The organism is Blautia intestinalis, from assembly GCF_014297355.1.
Taxonomy (GTDB): Bacteria; Bacillota; Clostridia; order Lachnospirales; family Lachnospiraceae; genus Blautia_A; species Blautia_A intestinalis.
Genome location: NZ_JACOQE010000001.1, coordinates 584,383 through 601,939, shown reverse-complemented (window position 1 = coordinate 601,939; position 17,557 = coordinate 584,383). Strand labels below are relative to the sequence as shown.

Annotated in this window: 5 protein-coding genes; all 5 read right to left on the bottom strand. The window is 42.5% G+C overall.

What is annotated here, in order from left to right; translation table 11 throughout:
• Positions 1-46 precede the first annotated feature (46 nt).
• Positions 47-7,729 (bottom strand): DEAD/DEAH box helicase family protein, encoded by a 7,683-nt coding sequence (locus tag H8Z79_RS17660; RefSeq protein WP_186582103.1) that lies wholly within the window; start codon positions 7,727-7,729, stop codon positions 47-49.
• A 68-nt stretch (positions 7,730-7,797) separates the two neighbouring features.
• Positions 7,798-8,886, bottom strand: a complete 1,089-nt coding sequence (locus tag H8Z79_RS02625; RefSeq protein ID WP_144167203.1) for a DUF5688 family protein — start codon at positions 8,884-8,886, stop codon at positions 7,798-7,800.
• A 6-nt stretch (positions 8,887-8,892) separates the two neighbouring features.
• On the bottom strand, positions 8,893-9,033 hold the full coding sequence (locus H8Z79_RS02620) for a hypothetical protein (protein WP_008688072.1): 141 nt from the start codon (positions 9,031-9,033) through the stop codon (positions 8,893-8,895).
• Positions 9,034-9,121: 88 nt separating this feature from the next.
• Positions 9,122-15,412: a SpaA isopeptide-forming pilin-related protein gene (locus H8Z79_RS02615; RefSeq protein ID WP_186582104.1), complete on the bottom strand. Its 6,291-nt coding sequence runs from the start codon at positions 15,410-15,412 to the stop codon at positions 9,122-9,124.
• A gap of 75 nt (positions 15,413-15,487) precedes the next feature.
• Positions 15,488-17,554, bottom strand: coding sequence for a DNA topoisomerase 3 (locus tag H8Z79_RS02610; protein ID WP_186582105.1), 2,067 nt, complete (start codon positions 17,552-17,554; stop codon positions 15,488-15,490).
• Positions 17,555-17,557 lie beyond the last annotated feature (3 nt).

Genomic DNA, 17,557 nt, shown 5'->3' with positions numbered 1-17,557 from the left:
CCACAGAACATATTTTCTGTCAGATTATGCCATCTTCCTTGTTTTCTTATTCCAGACCAAAGTCCCGTTTTCTGTTATCCTTGCCAGTTTCACTTTCCCGCTGACTCTTTTCTTTACAAATCTGCAGTTTTTCATGGATAGAACCACGTGCCGGTCTTTCTTCTTTCTCATCTGATTCAGATACTTCTGCTTCTGCATCTTCCCGTTCATCCATATTGAGCAATGCATTTAGCTCTGACAGTCGCTCCAGTTTCTGGTTCAACTCCTCTTCTTTTGGAAATGGCTTTCCCACTTCTTCTTTCGCATTTGCCATCTGTTCATACACTGTTTCCAATCTTTGTTGTGCTTCTGAAAGCTTCTCTGGATAACTGTCCAACAGATTGTTGATACGGGTAATATTTCCAAGTGCATCTGCTCCAAGATGAACTTTCGAGACAGCCTCATGTTTGACAGATAATATAAATTCTTTACTCCATCCATCAAACTGAATCCTCATATTGAATCCCTGATAGTTTCCGATATCCATCGCAGCATCTACAGTTTTAATATCTTTACATACCGCCAGAAGTGCTGCTCCTGCCTCTTTCTTTTCTGTGAACACTTTGCCACCAATCTCCATAGTAAACTGCTCTGGATCTGTGCTTTTATGCTCAGAATAATGAGCGATGTCTGCCTTGTAGCTGTCAATGATTTCTGTCAGTTTTGCAATCTGTTGTGGAAAATTCCTTGCAATATCATCTTCCAGGCGGTACTGGTTATTCATGTGGTTGGCTTTTAAAAGTTTTAATTTTGCCACATCAACATCCAATGCCATCTTCTCTTTTACTGCTGGATTTCCGGTTGCAAGAGCTTTGACCTCTGCATAGGAAAGTGCCGCTTCGTCCACATCTTCACAGCTTCGCACAGGTGCTTTACTGGTCATAATCTGAGAAATGAATTTCTGCTTGTTCTCAATCAACTGCCACATGTAGCTGTCAAATGTGGATTCTGTTACATATCGGAAGATATGAACCTTTTTATTATGATTTCCCTGGCGGATAATACGCCCTTCTCTCTGTTCCAAGTCAGATGGTTTCCAACCAATATCCAGATGATGCAACGCAATCAGACGATCCTGCACATTGGTCCCGGCACCCATCTTTGCTGTTGAGCCAATCAAAAAACGAACCTGCCCGGATTTCACTTTTCCAAACAGCTCCGTCTTCTTTGCTTCTGTATTTGCATCATGAATAAAAGCAATCTCTTTTTCCGGTACACCTTTTTCCATCAATTTCTGCTTCAAGTCATCATAAACATTGAAGCTGCCATCGCCTTTCGGGGTACTCAAGTCACAGAAAATCAATTGTGCAGATTTCTGTGCTGCCGTGCCTTTCCAGATCTCATAACTTTTCTCTGCACAGACTGATATTTTGCTTTCTGGATTATCTGGCAATAATTCGTTCACCAAACGCTGATCCAATGCCAATTTTCTTCCATCGTTGGTAATTTTCAGCATATTATCAACCGAAGCATCTACCCCTCCGTTTCTGACAACTTCTGCACGTTCCCCCAGACTTTCTACGATTTCTTTCTGCTGTTCCGTTGGTTTCAGCACCACTGTTTCATATTCCGCCTCTGGCACAGGAAGCTTTAACTGATCGGAAGTCTTGATATCTGCAATCTCCTTAAACATATTCATCAGTTCCGGAATATTATAAAATCTTGCAAATCTTGACTTTGCACGGTAGCCTGTTCCTTCTGGTGCAAGCTCAATGCTCGTGACTACCTCGCCAAAGGTGGAGGCCCAGGAATCAAACAGTCCAAGTCCCATATTTTGTAATTTGCTGTTCTGCAGATACCTCTGCATAACATATAATTCCGTCATGCTGTTGCTAATCGGTGTGCCCGTAGCAAAGGTAATGCCTTTTCCTCCGGTAATCTCATCCAGATACTGACATTTATTAAACATATCCGCCGACTTCTGTGCTTCATTCTGTGCAATCCCGGCTACATTTCTCATTTTTGTATAAAGAAATGCGTTTTTATAACTGTGTGCTTCATCTACATATAAATGATCCACTCCCAGTTCTTCAAACGTAACTACCTGATCTTTTTTCTCTTTCTGATTCAGTTTCTCCAGCCTTGTCTGCAATGTTTTTCTTGTCTTTTCAATCTGTTTGACGGTATAACGTCCACCATCCTGTTCATACCTTGCACTCTGGATTGCCATTTCCAGATCATCAATCTGCCTCTGAAGCATGGCTTCCTGTTTCTCATCAGAGATTGGAATACGCTCAAACTGGGAATGACCAATAATAACAGCATCGTAATTTCCCATAGCGATTCTGGCACAGAACTTCTTTCGATTTGCCGGTTCAAAATCCTTTTTCGTTGCTACCAGAATGTTCGCCCCTGGATATAACTGCAGGAATTCTGCTCCCCACTGCTCCGTCAAATGGTTTGGAACTACAAAGAGGTTTTTCTGAGATAATCCCAGACGTTTGCTCTCCATTGCCGCCGCTACCATTTCGTAAGTCTTCCCAGCTCCTACTACATGTGCCAGAAGCACATTATCACCGTATAGCTGATGTGCGACTGCATTTTTCTGATGCGATCGAAGTTCTATTTCCGGATTCATTCCTGGGAAAGTCAGATGACTTCCATCGTACTCACGGGGACGGATACTATTAAAACGTTCATTGTACACGCTTACCAGTCTTTCTCTCCTCTGCTGATCCTTAAAAATCCAATCTTGGAATGCAGCCTTCAAAGCATCCTGCTTTTGTGATGCCAACATAGTTTCTTTTTTATTCAAAACTCGCACTTCATCCCCATTGTCATTTACGACTTTATCATAGATTCTAACATCTTTTAGATTCAAGGTATCTTCCAGAATCCGGTAGGCATTTGCTCTCTCCGTTCCATACGTTGCATAGGCAAACGCATTTCTTGGACTGTCGGCGTTCTTTCCTGTAATCCTCCACTCACCATTTATCTCAGAGAATTTTACCTGTATTTCCTTCTGCGCAAGATACCTCGGCGTATGAAGCAGTTCCACCATAAACTCCTGATAATCCGAAGGTTCAATCCAGGTGGCTCCAATACGCACTTCAATCTCCGATGCTTCCAGATCTCTCGGCTGAACTGCCTCCAATGCACGGACATTCGGTGTGAATTCTGGATGATTCTCTGCAAAAGTTCTCGCTGTATTTAATTTATCCCTAACATTTCCGGACAGATATTCATCTCCACTTTCCCACTGGTCTGTCAGTGGATTTTTGAAGATAACTCCAACCAGCTCTTCTGTGATTTTCTCTTCGGTCTTTCCGGTCAACTGTGCCATATATGGGAGATCTACTTTAGCCTTTTCATTTAGGGACAAAGCAAGTGCTTCTGTGGCTGTCTCCACACTTGTCACAGCGACCGCCTTTTTAATGGTTCGTTTGGTAAACATGTCCGCTTTCCGCTTCAATGTTCCATCTTCATTCAAGTCTTCCAGGGAACACAGCAGACAATAAGAAGAGTCATCAGAAAATGCACGTTTGTTAGCATTACTTCCAATAACTCCATACTTTGCTGTGTAGGTATCATACACCTGATTCAGTTTTTTCTGCTGTTTCTGGATTTCTTCGTCTGTGACAAATTCTTCCATCTGCATGGCGATCAGTTCACGAACGGTATCACGGATTGCAACCATGCCTTTTACACGTTCTGCAGTGGCTGCAGGCATTTTCACCTGATTCATCAAAGAATTGACACGGTAATATACCTGATCATCTACCACCGTATAGCTGTAATTTCGAACATTCGGATCTGCCGGAATACTCTCTGGCATCTCATCCAGTTCTGCCTCTATATCTACTGCCGCTACCATGCTTCCCTTGATGTGTTTTACAGCTTCTTGTAACTGTAATTCCAGATCAGCTCCTTCCATTGGAGCACAGGTTGTTTCCATACCATACGGACCGGACACTTCTTTCATCTCACCAAGAATCAATCCCGGATGCTGAACAAAATACTTGTTAATGGTAATCCCATTTGCATCACTCTCCAAATTCACCCAGTCTGGCATCTCTTTTGTGAAACTCTCACGCTTCTGGAAAAACAAAATATCAGCACTGACTTCTGTTCCTGCATTTGCCTTAAAAGCTGTGTTCGGCAGTCGGATTGCCCCCAGCAAGTCTGCACGCTCTGCCAAATATTTCCGGACTTCCGGTGATGCCTTGTCCATAGTTCCCTTTGTTGTGATCAACGCAGCTACACCACCTGGACGTAACTGATCTATAGTCTTGGCAAGAAAGTAATCATGAATCATAAAATTGTAGCGGTCATACTGACGGTCATTGACCTTATATGCACCGAATGGCACATTTCCGATTGCCACGTCAAAGAAATCATTGGGATAATCCGTCTTCTCAAAGCCTTTGATCTGGATATTGGCATCTGGATAGAGAAGTTTAGCAATTCTGCCACTGATGCTGTCCAGTTCCACTCCATAGAGTTTGGACTGGTTTAGATTCTCTGGAAGCTTTCCAAAGAAGTTCCCGACTCCCATAGATGGCTCCAGGATATTTCCCTTTGTAAATCCCAGATTCTCCAACACCTGATACATACTTTCAATCACAATCGGCTGTGTATAATGAGCATTTAATGTGGAAGCTCTGGCTGCAGCATATTCTTCCGGTGTAAGGACGGTCTTTAATTCCAGATATTCTGTCTCCCATGCAGATTTTGTCTCATCAAATGCATCTGCAAGACCTCCCCAGCCAACGTACCTGGATAAGATTTCCTGTTCTTCCGGTGTTGCATTGCGATTCTCATCCTCACATTTCTTTAACAACTGGATAGCCATGATATTGGCACGGAACTTTTCTTTTGCTGTACCCTGTCCAAGCTCATCATCTGTGATGCGGAAGTTCGTTGCTGGAATCGTTTCTGATATTCCGTTAATCTCTTCCAAAGATTCTTTTTCTTCCGATACCTCAACTTCTCCAGATAATTCTTTTTCTTTTTTATCATAATCTGTCCACACACGTTGAGAAATAGCAGTAAAATACAAGGACTCTTCCTCCATAATTTCTTCCCTGATTTCCCGTAATTCATCTAAAGTATCCGCATTTACAGTTTTGTTGTGATAATGATAATAAAGTACTTCTTGTCCGAGTTTTACATCCAGACGTTCCAATTCTTGTGTTGACATTCGATTCCAAATATCATCTTTTTCCGTATGAATCGTGAAACCTTCTCCATCATCATGATATTCTAATGTGTATTGAAGTCGATTCGCTTCTCCCTTAACTTTGCAATCAAAATCGTGGATTTTTGTTCTGGTACCAGACATATATTCTGAATCAACTAATCGCAAATCAGTTATATCTTCCGCTGTCAAAGTATCCTGCTCCAGCTGTTCTCCTAACATCTGCTGTGCTTCTTCCAAATCTGCCAGTCTTTGTGCTTCCTGTCGTTCTTCGTACTTTTCCATTTCTTCCGGTGACAAATAATCATCTGTGCGGATTAACTGGCGAACACGTTCTGCAACCTTGTTCCACTTTAATAAAACTTCTACCTCTGGACTGCCAATTTTCCCTTTTGCAAGTTTTAATCCTTTTGCATCATGGGATGCGTCGGAAGCATCTGCTCCTGGTATTCCGGGTGAGGAACCACCTGTTCCATACTCATTTTTCAGGAACTCAGCTGCATCTTTCATATCATGATGTTCCATGAAATACTCATAGATTCGGTTACGTCCTCCTGCAGTAATGCCGCCTCTTCTTAACACTGCGTCAATTTCATCCTGTGTGATAAAGGATAGTGCCGGACGTTCGACCGTAAATTTCTGGTCTACCCAGGAACGCTCCCTCTGAAGATCCTGAAAGCGTTGGAAATATTCCGGATTATGCTGAATCTCCCAGCGGTGATAATCTCCCGGATTCTCATCCATATATTTCTGCAGCCATTCAAAACGATAGACAATCGCATCTGCTTCCTCTTGATCTGTCCATGCTCCACTCACTACATCCTGCCAGTCTGAATATGATTGTTTCTTTTCCCAGTTTCTGCAAGTATCCCGAAAATGAAGTGCAAGAAGATTGGTCATTTCTTCCTGCTCCTGTTCAATGGCATTATTGGAAATCAAATTATCCACGTAATTTCCATCCTCATACATATCCCGAATTCTGTTCGCTGCTTCTTCCCACGTAACCATGCGGTCAAAGTTTCTTCTGGCAGAGTCCCCTCGCCGGATACGGATACCATCATTGTCATACCAGATACTGATTTTCTGACCATCTATGGTAAATCCTTTGCCACCAGTTCCATATTCATCTTTCAGAAAACTCCGCATTTCTTCATTATCCAGACCTTCAATCAGTCTTGCTGTAATATGAAACAGTGTATTTTTCTGTCCGCTTCCCGTGCGGAGAATATCATTTACCACTTCATCGGAAATAAGAAAAGCGGCTGGCTGTTCCAATGCAGCTGCCGCTTTCCTTATTTCTCCTAACTGTTCCTCTTCTGTTGGGAACAGACTTAACTGTAAATAATCTCCTGAATCACCAGCTCCTCTGCCTGTGCCTTGATCTGGTTCATGTGTCTGGTCCATGCCATCCCGTCTGCCATTTTGTCCGGTGCCGGATCTTTCTCCAGAAGTTCGTTCATCAGGTCGTCTACTCTCTGTCTTGCCTGGCTGTCGATCTCCATCAGATGACTGTCCAGACGGTTCTGCAGTGTCAGAATGTTGAACCTGGCTACCTTGTGATTTCTCAGATACTCTTTCCGCATCATTCCGTACTTGCCGATGGTTCCTCTCGTCTCTTCCAGGCTGATATCTGGAATCTGATACTCTCCGTTCTGGCTGTAACTGATCTCTCTCATAGTCTGTTTCCTCCTTTTTTTCTTCTCTATCTTCTGTGTTATCTGTATTGCTTTCACGAATTAACGTGTTAAATTCATTATATGCTACTTCTTTTTCTTTTGCAACCGTTTTCAGGTCATTTTCCAGATCATTCAGAACATATCGTCCAATCTGCATCAGAACTGGTCTGCTGATCTCGTTGACTGCACTTCCCAGATGTCCTAATACTTTCAGCTGATTGAAGTCCGTAATATGCCGAAAATCCTCTGCATCCAGATATTCCTGTACATCCAGTCCACACCTGTTTAGTAATACATACCAGACACTATTGGTCATCAGTTCCCGGAATTCTACTTCCTGATTCTGTTCGTCCAGTTCTTCCAAAAATGTCCCTGTCACATCCAGTCTCAGTTCTTCCAATGCATCTGGAAGCCATTCCTGCATACTCTCCTTCGCTGCCTGATGCAGACTTTCAGCAAGCCCTCCTTCTGTATCTTCCAGTGATAACTGCTCCTGCAGATAATCTGCAACCAGTTGTTCACCTTCCATTGGAAGATTCCATAACTGTGGATCTTTTCCCAGATTCCGCACTTTATAAGTGTCCTGCACATCAAATACATACCGAAGTTTTGTTTTTGGTCCGGAAGTATTGTCAATCAAGGCAATCCCCTTGGATCCCTTTTTGATCCAGCGGTACATCTTCTGATTCCAGATTTCCATGGATGCTGCGGCAGTTGCTTCCGGTCGCTGTGCATAAATTAAAAGCTGTTCTGGAAAAGTATATTTGTACAGTCTGGATGAAGTGTTTAGGAACCGCATCCATTCCTGCGGACTGGCAGCTACATCTTTTGCCACCTCTTCCGTCAGCTGTTCCATTGCATATAATTTATTTGCCATGTGCTACTCCTTTTCATAAAATCAGGGACTGCTTAGTACAGTCCCCTTAAAATCATCGTTGTTTCTCTTTATAATGCTGCGGCAAGATCTTTTGACTTATTCTTTGGCACTTTGTCTGCCTCTTTTGCCTTGATCTCTGCCTTGGCTTTTTCCAGTCTTCCATGGATTCCACCTTTTACTTCCACTTTTTCGGCTGCTTTTTCTTTCTCCAAACGAGCTTCCCTACGCTCAGCATTTTCCATTACTGCGGTCTTTTTATCACAGAACTGAACCTTATCCGAAAGCTGTTCCTGTCTTTCCACCTGTGTCTCATTGACTTCCTGTACCATCGCATTTAATTCCGGAACCTGAAAAATGCCGTTATCAGGAAGAATCAGCACTTCATGAATGGAAGATGGGATGACAAAGTAATCACTTCCCAGGCATTCCCCAATCTGTTTACGAATATCTTCCTGCAGTAACAGGGAAGCTCCATTCATCTTAGCTTTGTTTGTCAGACAGAACATTGGGTTTTCCATGGCTTCCATATCCATTTTTTCATTCAGCAGGTTTTCTGGTTCTTCACCAAAAATCATAGATTTGATAATCTCATTCATATCCATAAGTGTGACACCACGTTTTCGGTCTGCCACCATCGCATTCGCTTGAATCTGTTCGGCAGATACTCCCCACTCGTTCATCAGAGAAACAGTTACCGGAATACTGCTGATCCCTTCTCCATTTTCCTCCAGATTTACTGCATAATAAGCTGCAAAATCTCCGTGTTCTGTGACTACTTTATCTGCAAGAAGATCGGTATTCCATTCCTTATCACAAATTCTCATCTGTAATTTGTCCTTCATCTTTTCATAATCCAGAATATCTGGAACTCCCATATCAAAAAATTCTGCTTTTCCCTGTGCCTCAATACGCATATCAGCCACATCGCCAACACAAGAGTCTACATCTTTTCCATGGATATATTCCTGGTAGAGGGAATCCAGATAGACTGTCGGTACGATTCTCTGATCTCCGTTTGGAATCGTAATACCTGTCAACTTCAAACCGTTGTTTTTTTCTACTTCCTGAAGTTTAATTTCTGCGTCCTTATAAGACTCTGGCAGATACTCCTTTACATTGTCTTTGACATATTCATAAAATTCTTTTCTGTTCATCATACGCTTTTACCCCTTTCTGATCATGTGATGGTTCATTCTTTTTCTGCTGACCATCTGCTCGGCTTTCTTCTGATAAGCCATCATTCTCTTTACTGTTTTCTCCTGGTTTTTTCGTGCTTCCTGTCTTTTTTCCATTGCTTTCATCATAGTTTTCTGTTCCTTTCTGTGATTTTTTTGTATGAAAAAGGGAGCCTCACATAGAAGCTCCCAATCATAACCGTTGGTTTTAATTTCCTTATTTCCTTTTCCTGCTGATATAAAGTCCTGCCATACCTCCTGTGGAGATTACAAGAAGCAAGATTGGCAGCCAGATATTCGTGCTGTCACCTGTTTTCGGTGCGTTTGATACCTTTGTCTCTTCATGGGACTGTGGTATATCCGGTGTGTTCGGTGTTTCTGGAACTTCCGGTTTCTCATTTGTCAGATTAAAGGTAACTTCTACAACCGGTGTACTGTCATCTGCATAGGCAAATGTCACTTCATGCTTGGTCTGATCCAGTGTGTATCCGTCCAGTGTTTTTGTTTCCACCAGATAATACTTGATTGCTGTATCATATTTGCCGTTCTTAAATGTGGCAATCTCATACAGCTTACTTTCTGCATGACCGGCAGCGTCTGTCTTTAAGGTTTCCAGTACCTTTCCTTTGCTGTCACGGAGTTCAAATTCTACCCCTTTCAGCGGTTCTCCTGATGATTTATCTGTCTTATTGAGAATCACTTTTCCCTTGGCAGTGTCATCTTTCATAGCTACTTTCTGGATCTCTCCAGTATCCTTTACTTCAAAACTAACATCCGATGTCAGAAGATATCCTTTCGGTGCCTGCTCTTCACGTAAGGTATATTTACCGATTGGAAGTTTTTCGATATAGTGTGCTTCCTCTGTGGAAGTCCAGCTCTCTACTACCTGATCATCCTCATCGAGAATCGTCAGTTTCGCACCTGGAATCTCAGTTTCTCCTGTGATATCAGTCTTACTGATCTCTACTTTTGTCACATCATCTTTCATCTCATGCTTCTGAACCTCTGCTGTATTCTCTACTGTGAAAGTAATACTTTCTGCAGTGACATATCCATCTGCCGGTTTTGTCTCTGTCATGGTGTATTTCTTACCAACAACCAGTTCTTTGATCACATGGGATTCTTCCGTAGAAGTCCATTCATCTACTGTATTGCCATCTGAATCCGTTACTTTCAGGTGTGCACCTGGAAGTTCTTTACCTGTTGTCAGGTCTGTTTTGGACAGCTCCACTGTGGTTGGCTGATTTTCAAAAGTAAAGTCGTAGCTTACTTCTGCCTGGTCTTCTCCGGCATATTCAAAGGTAAATTCCTGTACTTCTTCTGTTGTAACAAATCCGTCCGGCGCAAAGATTTCTTTCACATAGTATTTTCCGTCTACCGGAAGATCTGCCGTAAAAGTAATCTGTCCTTTTTCATCCGTTACCCGCTGCTCGATCAGACTGTCTTTCTCAAGGAGTACCTCGCCCTTTGCATTTTTGATATCTTCACTGGTATAAAGACCAAAGACACCACCTGCAAGAACACGTTCTGTATCTTTTTCTTTCTTCAGAACCGTAACCTTTACTTTCTGACGGGCATTCTGCCATTTCTCATCATAAGTGATGACTGGTGTGTCCTGATCACGGTAGGAAAGGTCAACATATCTCGACTCTTTGTCCAGCACATAACCGTGAGCTGTTTTTACTTCCTTCACATAGTATTTTCCAGCCGGGAGATCTCCCATCTGTGCAATACCATTGGAATCTGTGGTAATGGTTCCTACTTTTTCATCTGCTTTGAAATAATCTTCACTGACACCATCTGCCGCTTTGATATCTTCCGCAGCAAATACATCGAAAGCCACATCTGAAAGGCTTCCGGTTACATACTCAAAAAGATGCTCCACGGTACCTTTTACATGATCCAAAAGTGTCACCTTATCCAGAAACTCTCCATTTTTGTTGATGATCAGAAGTCCTGTTGGAACTTCATCTTTCATCTCTACTTTCTGAATCTCGGCAGTATCTTCCAGTGTGAACTTCACATCCGTCGCTTTCAGATATCCATACGGTGCCATTTCCTCTCGAAGGGTGTATTCTTTACCCACAGTCAGTCGTTTGATCACATGTGGCTGATCTTTTACAGAAGTCCACTGATCCACAACATTTCCTTCTTTATCAAGAACGGTGAGTTTTGCCCCATCCAGTTCCACACCTGTTGTTACATCAGATTTTGTGATTTCAACTGTTGTCGGCTGGTTCTTTTTCACTGTTTTCAGTTTTACTGTCTTCACATCCTGCCCCTGGTAAGAAGCATCCAGATTCAGAACTTCATCAGAGGATACAAATCCCGCCGGTGCTTTTAACTCTTTCACATAATACTGTCCAAGCGGCAGATCCAGCGTACATGCTGCAAGACCATCGTTATCAGAAGTCATTTCCTGCAGAAGTGTATCTGCCTTTACAATGATCTCACCTTTCTCATTCTTCAGATCTTCTGTGTTATAGATGCCAAAGACAGCTCCTGCTACGGTTGCACCATTTTCTGCATCCTGTTTTTCTACCTGGATTGCAACTTTCTGGCGGTCATCGCCAACCATCACTTCCTGTTCGATCACAGGTGTATCCTGATCCGCATAGACAAATGAGACATCCGATCTGTCATGGTTCAGGACGAATCCTTCCGGTGCAGTCTTTTCTACCACATAGTAAGAACCAAGCGGCAGGTTATCAGCAACTGCTTTTCCGTCTTCCCCGGTCGTTACCGTTGTTACCAGTGCATCTTTTGCATAGATCAGCTGTCTGTTTCCGTTTTCATCTTTCTGATAATCCGGTGTATAGATATTTTCAGCTGCATAGACATGAAATGATGCACCCTTCAGGTATCTTTCTTCATAAACAAAATCCTTTTTAAATCCGGTCAGCATCTCACCTTTTTTATAGATCGTCAGCTTTCCTTTTACCGGATGGTTCTCGTAGTCTACCGTAATAATGGCATCTCCGCTCTCAGAATCCATCTGGTATGCTGTATTTGCATCCACCGCAATCTCTACATAGTTCTTATTGATTGTGTACCCTTCCGGTGCGTTGACTTCCTCAATCCGGTAATGTCCGATCTTCAGATTCTTCGGCATGATCAGATATCCCTGGCTGTCCGTAAAATAGGACTTGTGAGTAGTTGTCACTGGGTAAGTTGTTACCTGCTCCACATACTTCTTGTTGTCCAGGTCATATACCTTAAATTCTGTCCCGGCAATCAATACAGATTTCTTTGTTTCATCGTCTTTTTTCACGATTTTCAGTTTTGCCTTAAACTCTTCATCCAGAAGCACTCGCCAGATCTGTGGCTCGTTTGGATGATGTTCTGTGATATTCACTTCAAAATCATCGACTGGCTTGTAATTGTGCGGTGTTGTAGTTTCACGCACGATATAGCTTCCAAATGGTAATGGAATACTGCAGGCATACCCTTTTTCATCTGTGAAAATCTCAGTTGCTCCATTTTCTCCACTCACTACTGGTTTGGCAGAATCAAAATCATAGCTTCCATCTGCTTTCTTTGTAAGGGAAGATTTCAGATAAACTGTAAATCCGGCTCCGGATAACAGATCTGCATCGGTCTTTCCATTGTTGGCTGCTTTGATGATCTGAAATGGCTGTTTGATGACCTGCTCACTGGAAGTGCACTCTCTTTTTACTTCTGCTGTCATATCTCCTTCATAACTGCACACAAGATCATGCTCTTCTGTATCTGCCAGGTATCCGGTCGGCGGTGTGATCTCTTTGACATAATATTTGCCAAGATATAAACCTTTTACAGAAGACTGTCCTTTGTCATCTGTTGTAAGAGATGCTACCTGTTCTCCTGCTTTATAAATAGTTCCAGTTGCTCCGTCCGGATGCACGATATCTTCACGGGCATACAGACCATAAACCGCACCTTTCAGTGTGGCATCTCCCTGTGGTACTGCTTTTCCTGTTTCTTTATCAACTTTGAATAAATTGATCTTTGCTGTCACACGGTCATTGCTGAAGGTATGGGCAAATAATACGGTTGCTTCTTTATCATTGGTGTAAGAAAACTTGAACGTATACACATCTTCTGTATTTCTTACATAGCCTTCCGGCGCCTGATCTTCTTTTACGGAATAGGAATATCCAATCGGAAGATCTGCTGTGAATTTTGCAGTTCCATCTGCTCCAGTAGTTGCTTTCTCAATCAGTGTTCCTTTTTTCACAACAACGGTTCCGTCTGCATTTCTAATATCATCGGATGCATACAGAGCAAAAATACCGCCATTCAGTGGTTTCTTTGTATCTTTATCCTGTTTTACTACGGAAACATCTGCTTTCTGTCTTTCGTTGTTAAAAGTCACATCTGCAAATACAACTTCTTTATTCTGTCCGGCATAAGTCAGAGTCACTGGCTTTTCTTCGCTGCCGTTATAGAAATTGTCCGGTGCTTTTGCTTCTTTCACCACATAGCTTCCAAGATGCAGGTTCTTCAGTGTAACAGAACCATTCTCTCCCGTAGTCAGATTATCTTTTACCAGGTCACCTTTGCTGTACACTTTTGTGCCATAAGCAGTTACGATATCTGCCCCGGCATACACGTTATACACTGCATTTTTCTGTCTGCGGTTTTCATACTGGAATACCGTTCCATTTTCACTGACATCTGCTCCGGTAAGAACCTGTCCTTCTTTGTAAATGGTAAGCTCTGCCAGCTGTTCCTTATTTTCCACAGTTACCGATGAGGTTTTACTTGCTACCAGTTTTACATTTGTTGCCGTTGCATTTACCACATATCCCTGTGGTGCGGTGATCTCTTTCAGATAAACAGTATCCTGTGTCTTGATGATCGTAACAGAAGATTTTCCATTCTTATCTGTTGCCGGCATCTGAATGATCAGCTTTGTACAAGCCTCATCGCTGTATACACCGAACACTGCACCTGCAAGATTAACATCCGCTGTATCGTCTTTCTTTACGATTTCGATCGTAGCCTGTTCAATCCAGGACACCTTTAAGCTTACATATTTTTCATCAGCGACACCTTCTCCAAACACAAATGCCAGATCCTGAACACTTGCATTCGTAGTCAGTTTATATGCTGAATAATCTTTTGTAATACTTCCCTTCATTTTTGCAGAAAAAGTAGCACTTACATCTCTTGTCTGTGTCAGAGGAGCTGAAAGATAAAACGTGGTTCCGCCTCCAATTGTTACGCTTGCACCTGCCGCACTTACATTTCCAGTAGATACATTATAAAGCTTCACTCCCTTTGGTAAGTCCATTGTGATTTTCTGCTGGGAAGATGCATTGAACTTAATGTTCTCCGTTCTCTGAACATTTCCATCTACATAAGCTTTTACATTCGGTTTGGAAAATGACATCGCTACATCTGGTATTTCCGGCTTATTTGCACAATAATTATAGAGTTCTTTTGCCAAAGCCTCGCCTGTAGCATTTGTTCCATAGAATGCATCACTGCTTCCATTGGCATAAGATGCAGCCATGTGAATAATGATGAATCTTTTTCCTTCTGAAAAATCCGTGTGTTTATTCGCAAAAAAACTTTCGCTTCCTGCGGCATCTGTACCGTAATAACACACTTTTGCTAACGCCTGATTGTCCCCGATCTTTGTGATTGTATAATTTCCAGATCCTGGTCCTGGTTTTGCCGGCTGTACACAATACGCAGTTGCTCTGACGCTTCCGTAGCTGATATAGTACGGCTCTGTCAGATAGGTTCCAAGATTATAATCTGCATATCTATACAGAGGTCCTTTTTCGATTGTTACCTGCTGTGTACTTCTTGCTGAATAAGCCAAAACTGCTTCAAATGTTGCAATCTCTCCCTCTTCCATAGAATCAAGATCCACACCTTCGTCTCCTGCCTGTTCCAAAACATCGTGAAGCTCTAACCCGGATTCTTCATCATAGGTATCCTGATTCTGTGCCTGCTCTACTAAATCATCAAATTCATCAGCATCAATATCGGTAATTTCCGAGTCTGATTCTGAATCCTCCGCTTCTTCTGTCTGCTGTTCACTGCCAGCTGTTTCAGATTCGGTTACTGCTTCGCTCCCTGCAGTTTCTGTCTGCACTTCTGTTTCTTTCTCACGCACAATCAGCTTTCGGCTGATCTGATACTTCGGATGCTCCTGATTTACCGGTTCCACATAATAGACCGCTTTGTAAGTGTCCACATGATCTGTCGTAAAATCCTCATTCTTGTCGTTCTTTGCTTCCTCAAATGTGACTTTAACCTTTTCATCATCCTTGATTTCCAGTCCTGTGTAGTCTGATTTCACATCAAATACACTGCCTGTTTCAAGTTCATAATCTTTGGCAGTCACCACCTCCTCTTCATCCAGAAGGTCTTTCACTTCCTCATAAAGTGGCGGTTTTTCCTCTGGCTGGATCTCCGCTGCATATGCAGTCATCGGAGACAACACTGTACTAAGCATTGTCATGCCTGCCAGCAATCCAGATACTACTTTCCTAAAATTACCTTTTTTCTTCATGCTAAGGTCCTCTCTTTCATAATATTTGTATGAAAACAGACAGTCCTTAGACTGCCTGCAATACATTACTTATCGTTATGGGAAAATCAGATTGAACTGCACATTTCCCTCGCCGGGATCAATCATTTCCACAGTTGCTTCATACTGTCTCCCTGTTTTTCTGGATACCAGATCCTTATAATGGATTTTTCCTTTAGACAGGAACTTCTTTGCTGCCGCCTTATCCATCTTTTTCCCCTGGCTTGCAAGGAATTTATCATTCTTCCATAAGGTAAAAGCACAGTTCCGGTCGGAACAGTAAAAGTTTACTTTTCCTTCCCTGACATCAGCTCCACATCGGGGACATTTGCCAATGACTTCCCCTTTTGCTTTTCCCTGAAACTGCTCTTTCTTTTCTTCTGAAATAGCCTGATATCTGGCAACCAGTTCCTGCATCAGCTCTGTAATCCCATTTAGGAATTCATCTGCTGTCTCTGTATTCTGGGCAATGTGATTCAATGCCATTTCCCACTCTGCTGTCATCTTCGGAGATTTAATCTCATCCGGCAAAACCGTAATCAGTACATTGCCATCATCTGTCGGCACCAGATTTTTCTTTTCCCTTTTCACAAAACCAGACTGAATCAGTTTTTCAATGATTGCTGCCCTTGTTGCCGGAGTACCAAGTCCTTTCTTTTCCGTATCTTCGGTCAGTTCTTCATTCCCAGCACGTTCCATCGCAGAAAGCAGGGTATCTTCTGTGTACTGTTTCGGTGGCTGTGTAAAATGCTCCGATACAAAAGAATCACAAGGACCGTAATGCTTACCTGCCCAGATATCCAGCTCCGGCTCTTCTTTCTCACTCTTTACGCCAAAGAACTGTTTCATTTTATTTTCGATTGCCTTGAATCCTTCCTGCTTTGTTTTCTTTGCCGTGAGATAAAACGTATGATAATTACAGGTAATCTGGCTTTTATGGCTTTCATAAATATAAGGATCTGCAGTTGCTGTCAGTACCCTGGCACTGATCAGATACAAAATCTTGCGGTTTCGCTCTTTCAGTTTACCTATATCTGCCTTTGCTACTTCCATGGTCGGGATAATTGCATGGTGATCAGATACTTTCTTTGAATTTAATACCTTACTCACGTCCGGTTGATATTCCAGGCTTTCAGCATAAGGCATTTCCCCAAGTAACATCTGAATCAGAGTTTCTGTGCTTTCTCCCATCTCATCTGTCAGATACTGGCTGTCTGTTCTCGGATAAGTGACAAGCTTCTGCTCATACATCTCCTGCACTGCATCCAATGTCTGCTGTGCGGTATAGCCAAACATTCTGTTAGCTTCCCTCTGAAGGGTGGTCAGATCATAAAGCTTCGGAGGGCGGACTGTTTTCTCTTTCACATCATCCTTTTCCACTTCGCACATCCGCTCCAGGCAGTCCGCAGCCACTTTATCTGCATCCTCTTTTTTCTGAAAATGCTCTGTAACTGCATCCATATCATCAAACTTGATATGAGCCATATAATATTTTTCTTTGGTAAATTCCTTGATCTTCTGATTTCGATCCACGATCATGGCAAGTGTTGGTGTCTGCACTCTTCCGACTTTCAGATTCTGGTTATACAGAACGGAAAAAAGACGGCTCGCATTGATTCCCACCAGCCAGTCTGCCTTTGCCCTGCAAAGTGCTGACTGATAGAGACTGTCATAACACGAACCGTCTTTTAATGACGCAAATCCATCTTTAATTGCCTGTTCTTCCATGGAAGAAATCCAGAGCCGCTTCATCGGCTTTTTGCATCCTGCCTGCTCATACACCAGACGAAAGATTAACTCTCCTTCACGTCCTGCATCAGTAGCACAGATCACTTCATCTACATTGGAATCTCTCATCAGTTTTTTCAAGATTCCGTACTGCTTCTTTGTTCCATCCAAAACCTTGTGTCTCCAGCATTCCGGCACAATCGGCAGATCTTCATATCTCCATTTTTTATATTTTTCATCGTATTCCGATGCATCGCATAATCCAACTAGATGTCCTACGCACCAGGAAACGATATAACCGTTTCCCTCCACGTAGCCATCTTTTCTTGTTCTGGCTCCCAGTACCGAAGCCAGTGCCATCGCAACCGATGGCTTTTCTGCAATCACTAATTTCATTTA

Coding starts and splice junctions, on each gene's coding strand:
- H8Z79_RS02625 (WP_144167203.1), bottom strand. CDS start 8,886: ATGATGAACAGAAAAGAATTTTATGAATATGTCAAAGACAATGTAAAG.
- H8Z79_RS02610 (WP_186582105.1), bottom strand. CDS start 17,554: ATGAAATTAGTGATTGCAGAAAAGCCATCGGTTGCGATGGCACTGGCT.
- H8Z79_RS02615 (WP_186582104.1), bottom strand. CDS start 15,412: ATGAAGAAAAAAGGTAATTTTAGGAAAGTAGTATCTGGATTGCTGGCA.
- H8Z79_RS17660 (WP_186582103.1), bottom strand. CDS start 7,729: ATGGCAAATAAATTATATGCAATGGAACAGCTGACGGAAGAGGTGGCA.
- H8Z79_RS02620 (WP_008688072.1), bottom strand. CDS start 9,033: ATGATGAAAGCAATGGAAAAAAGACAGGAAGCACGAAAAAACCAGGAG.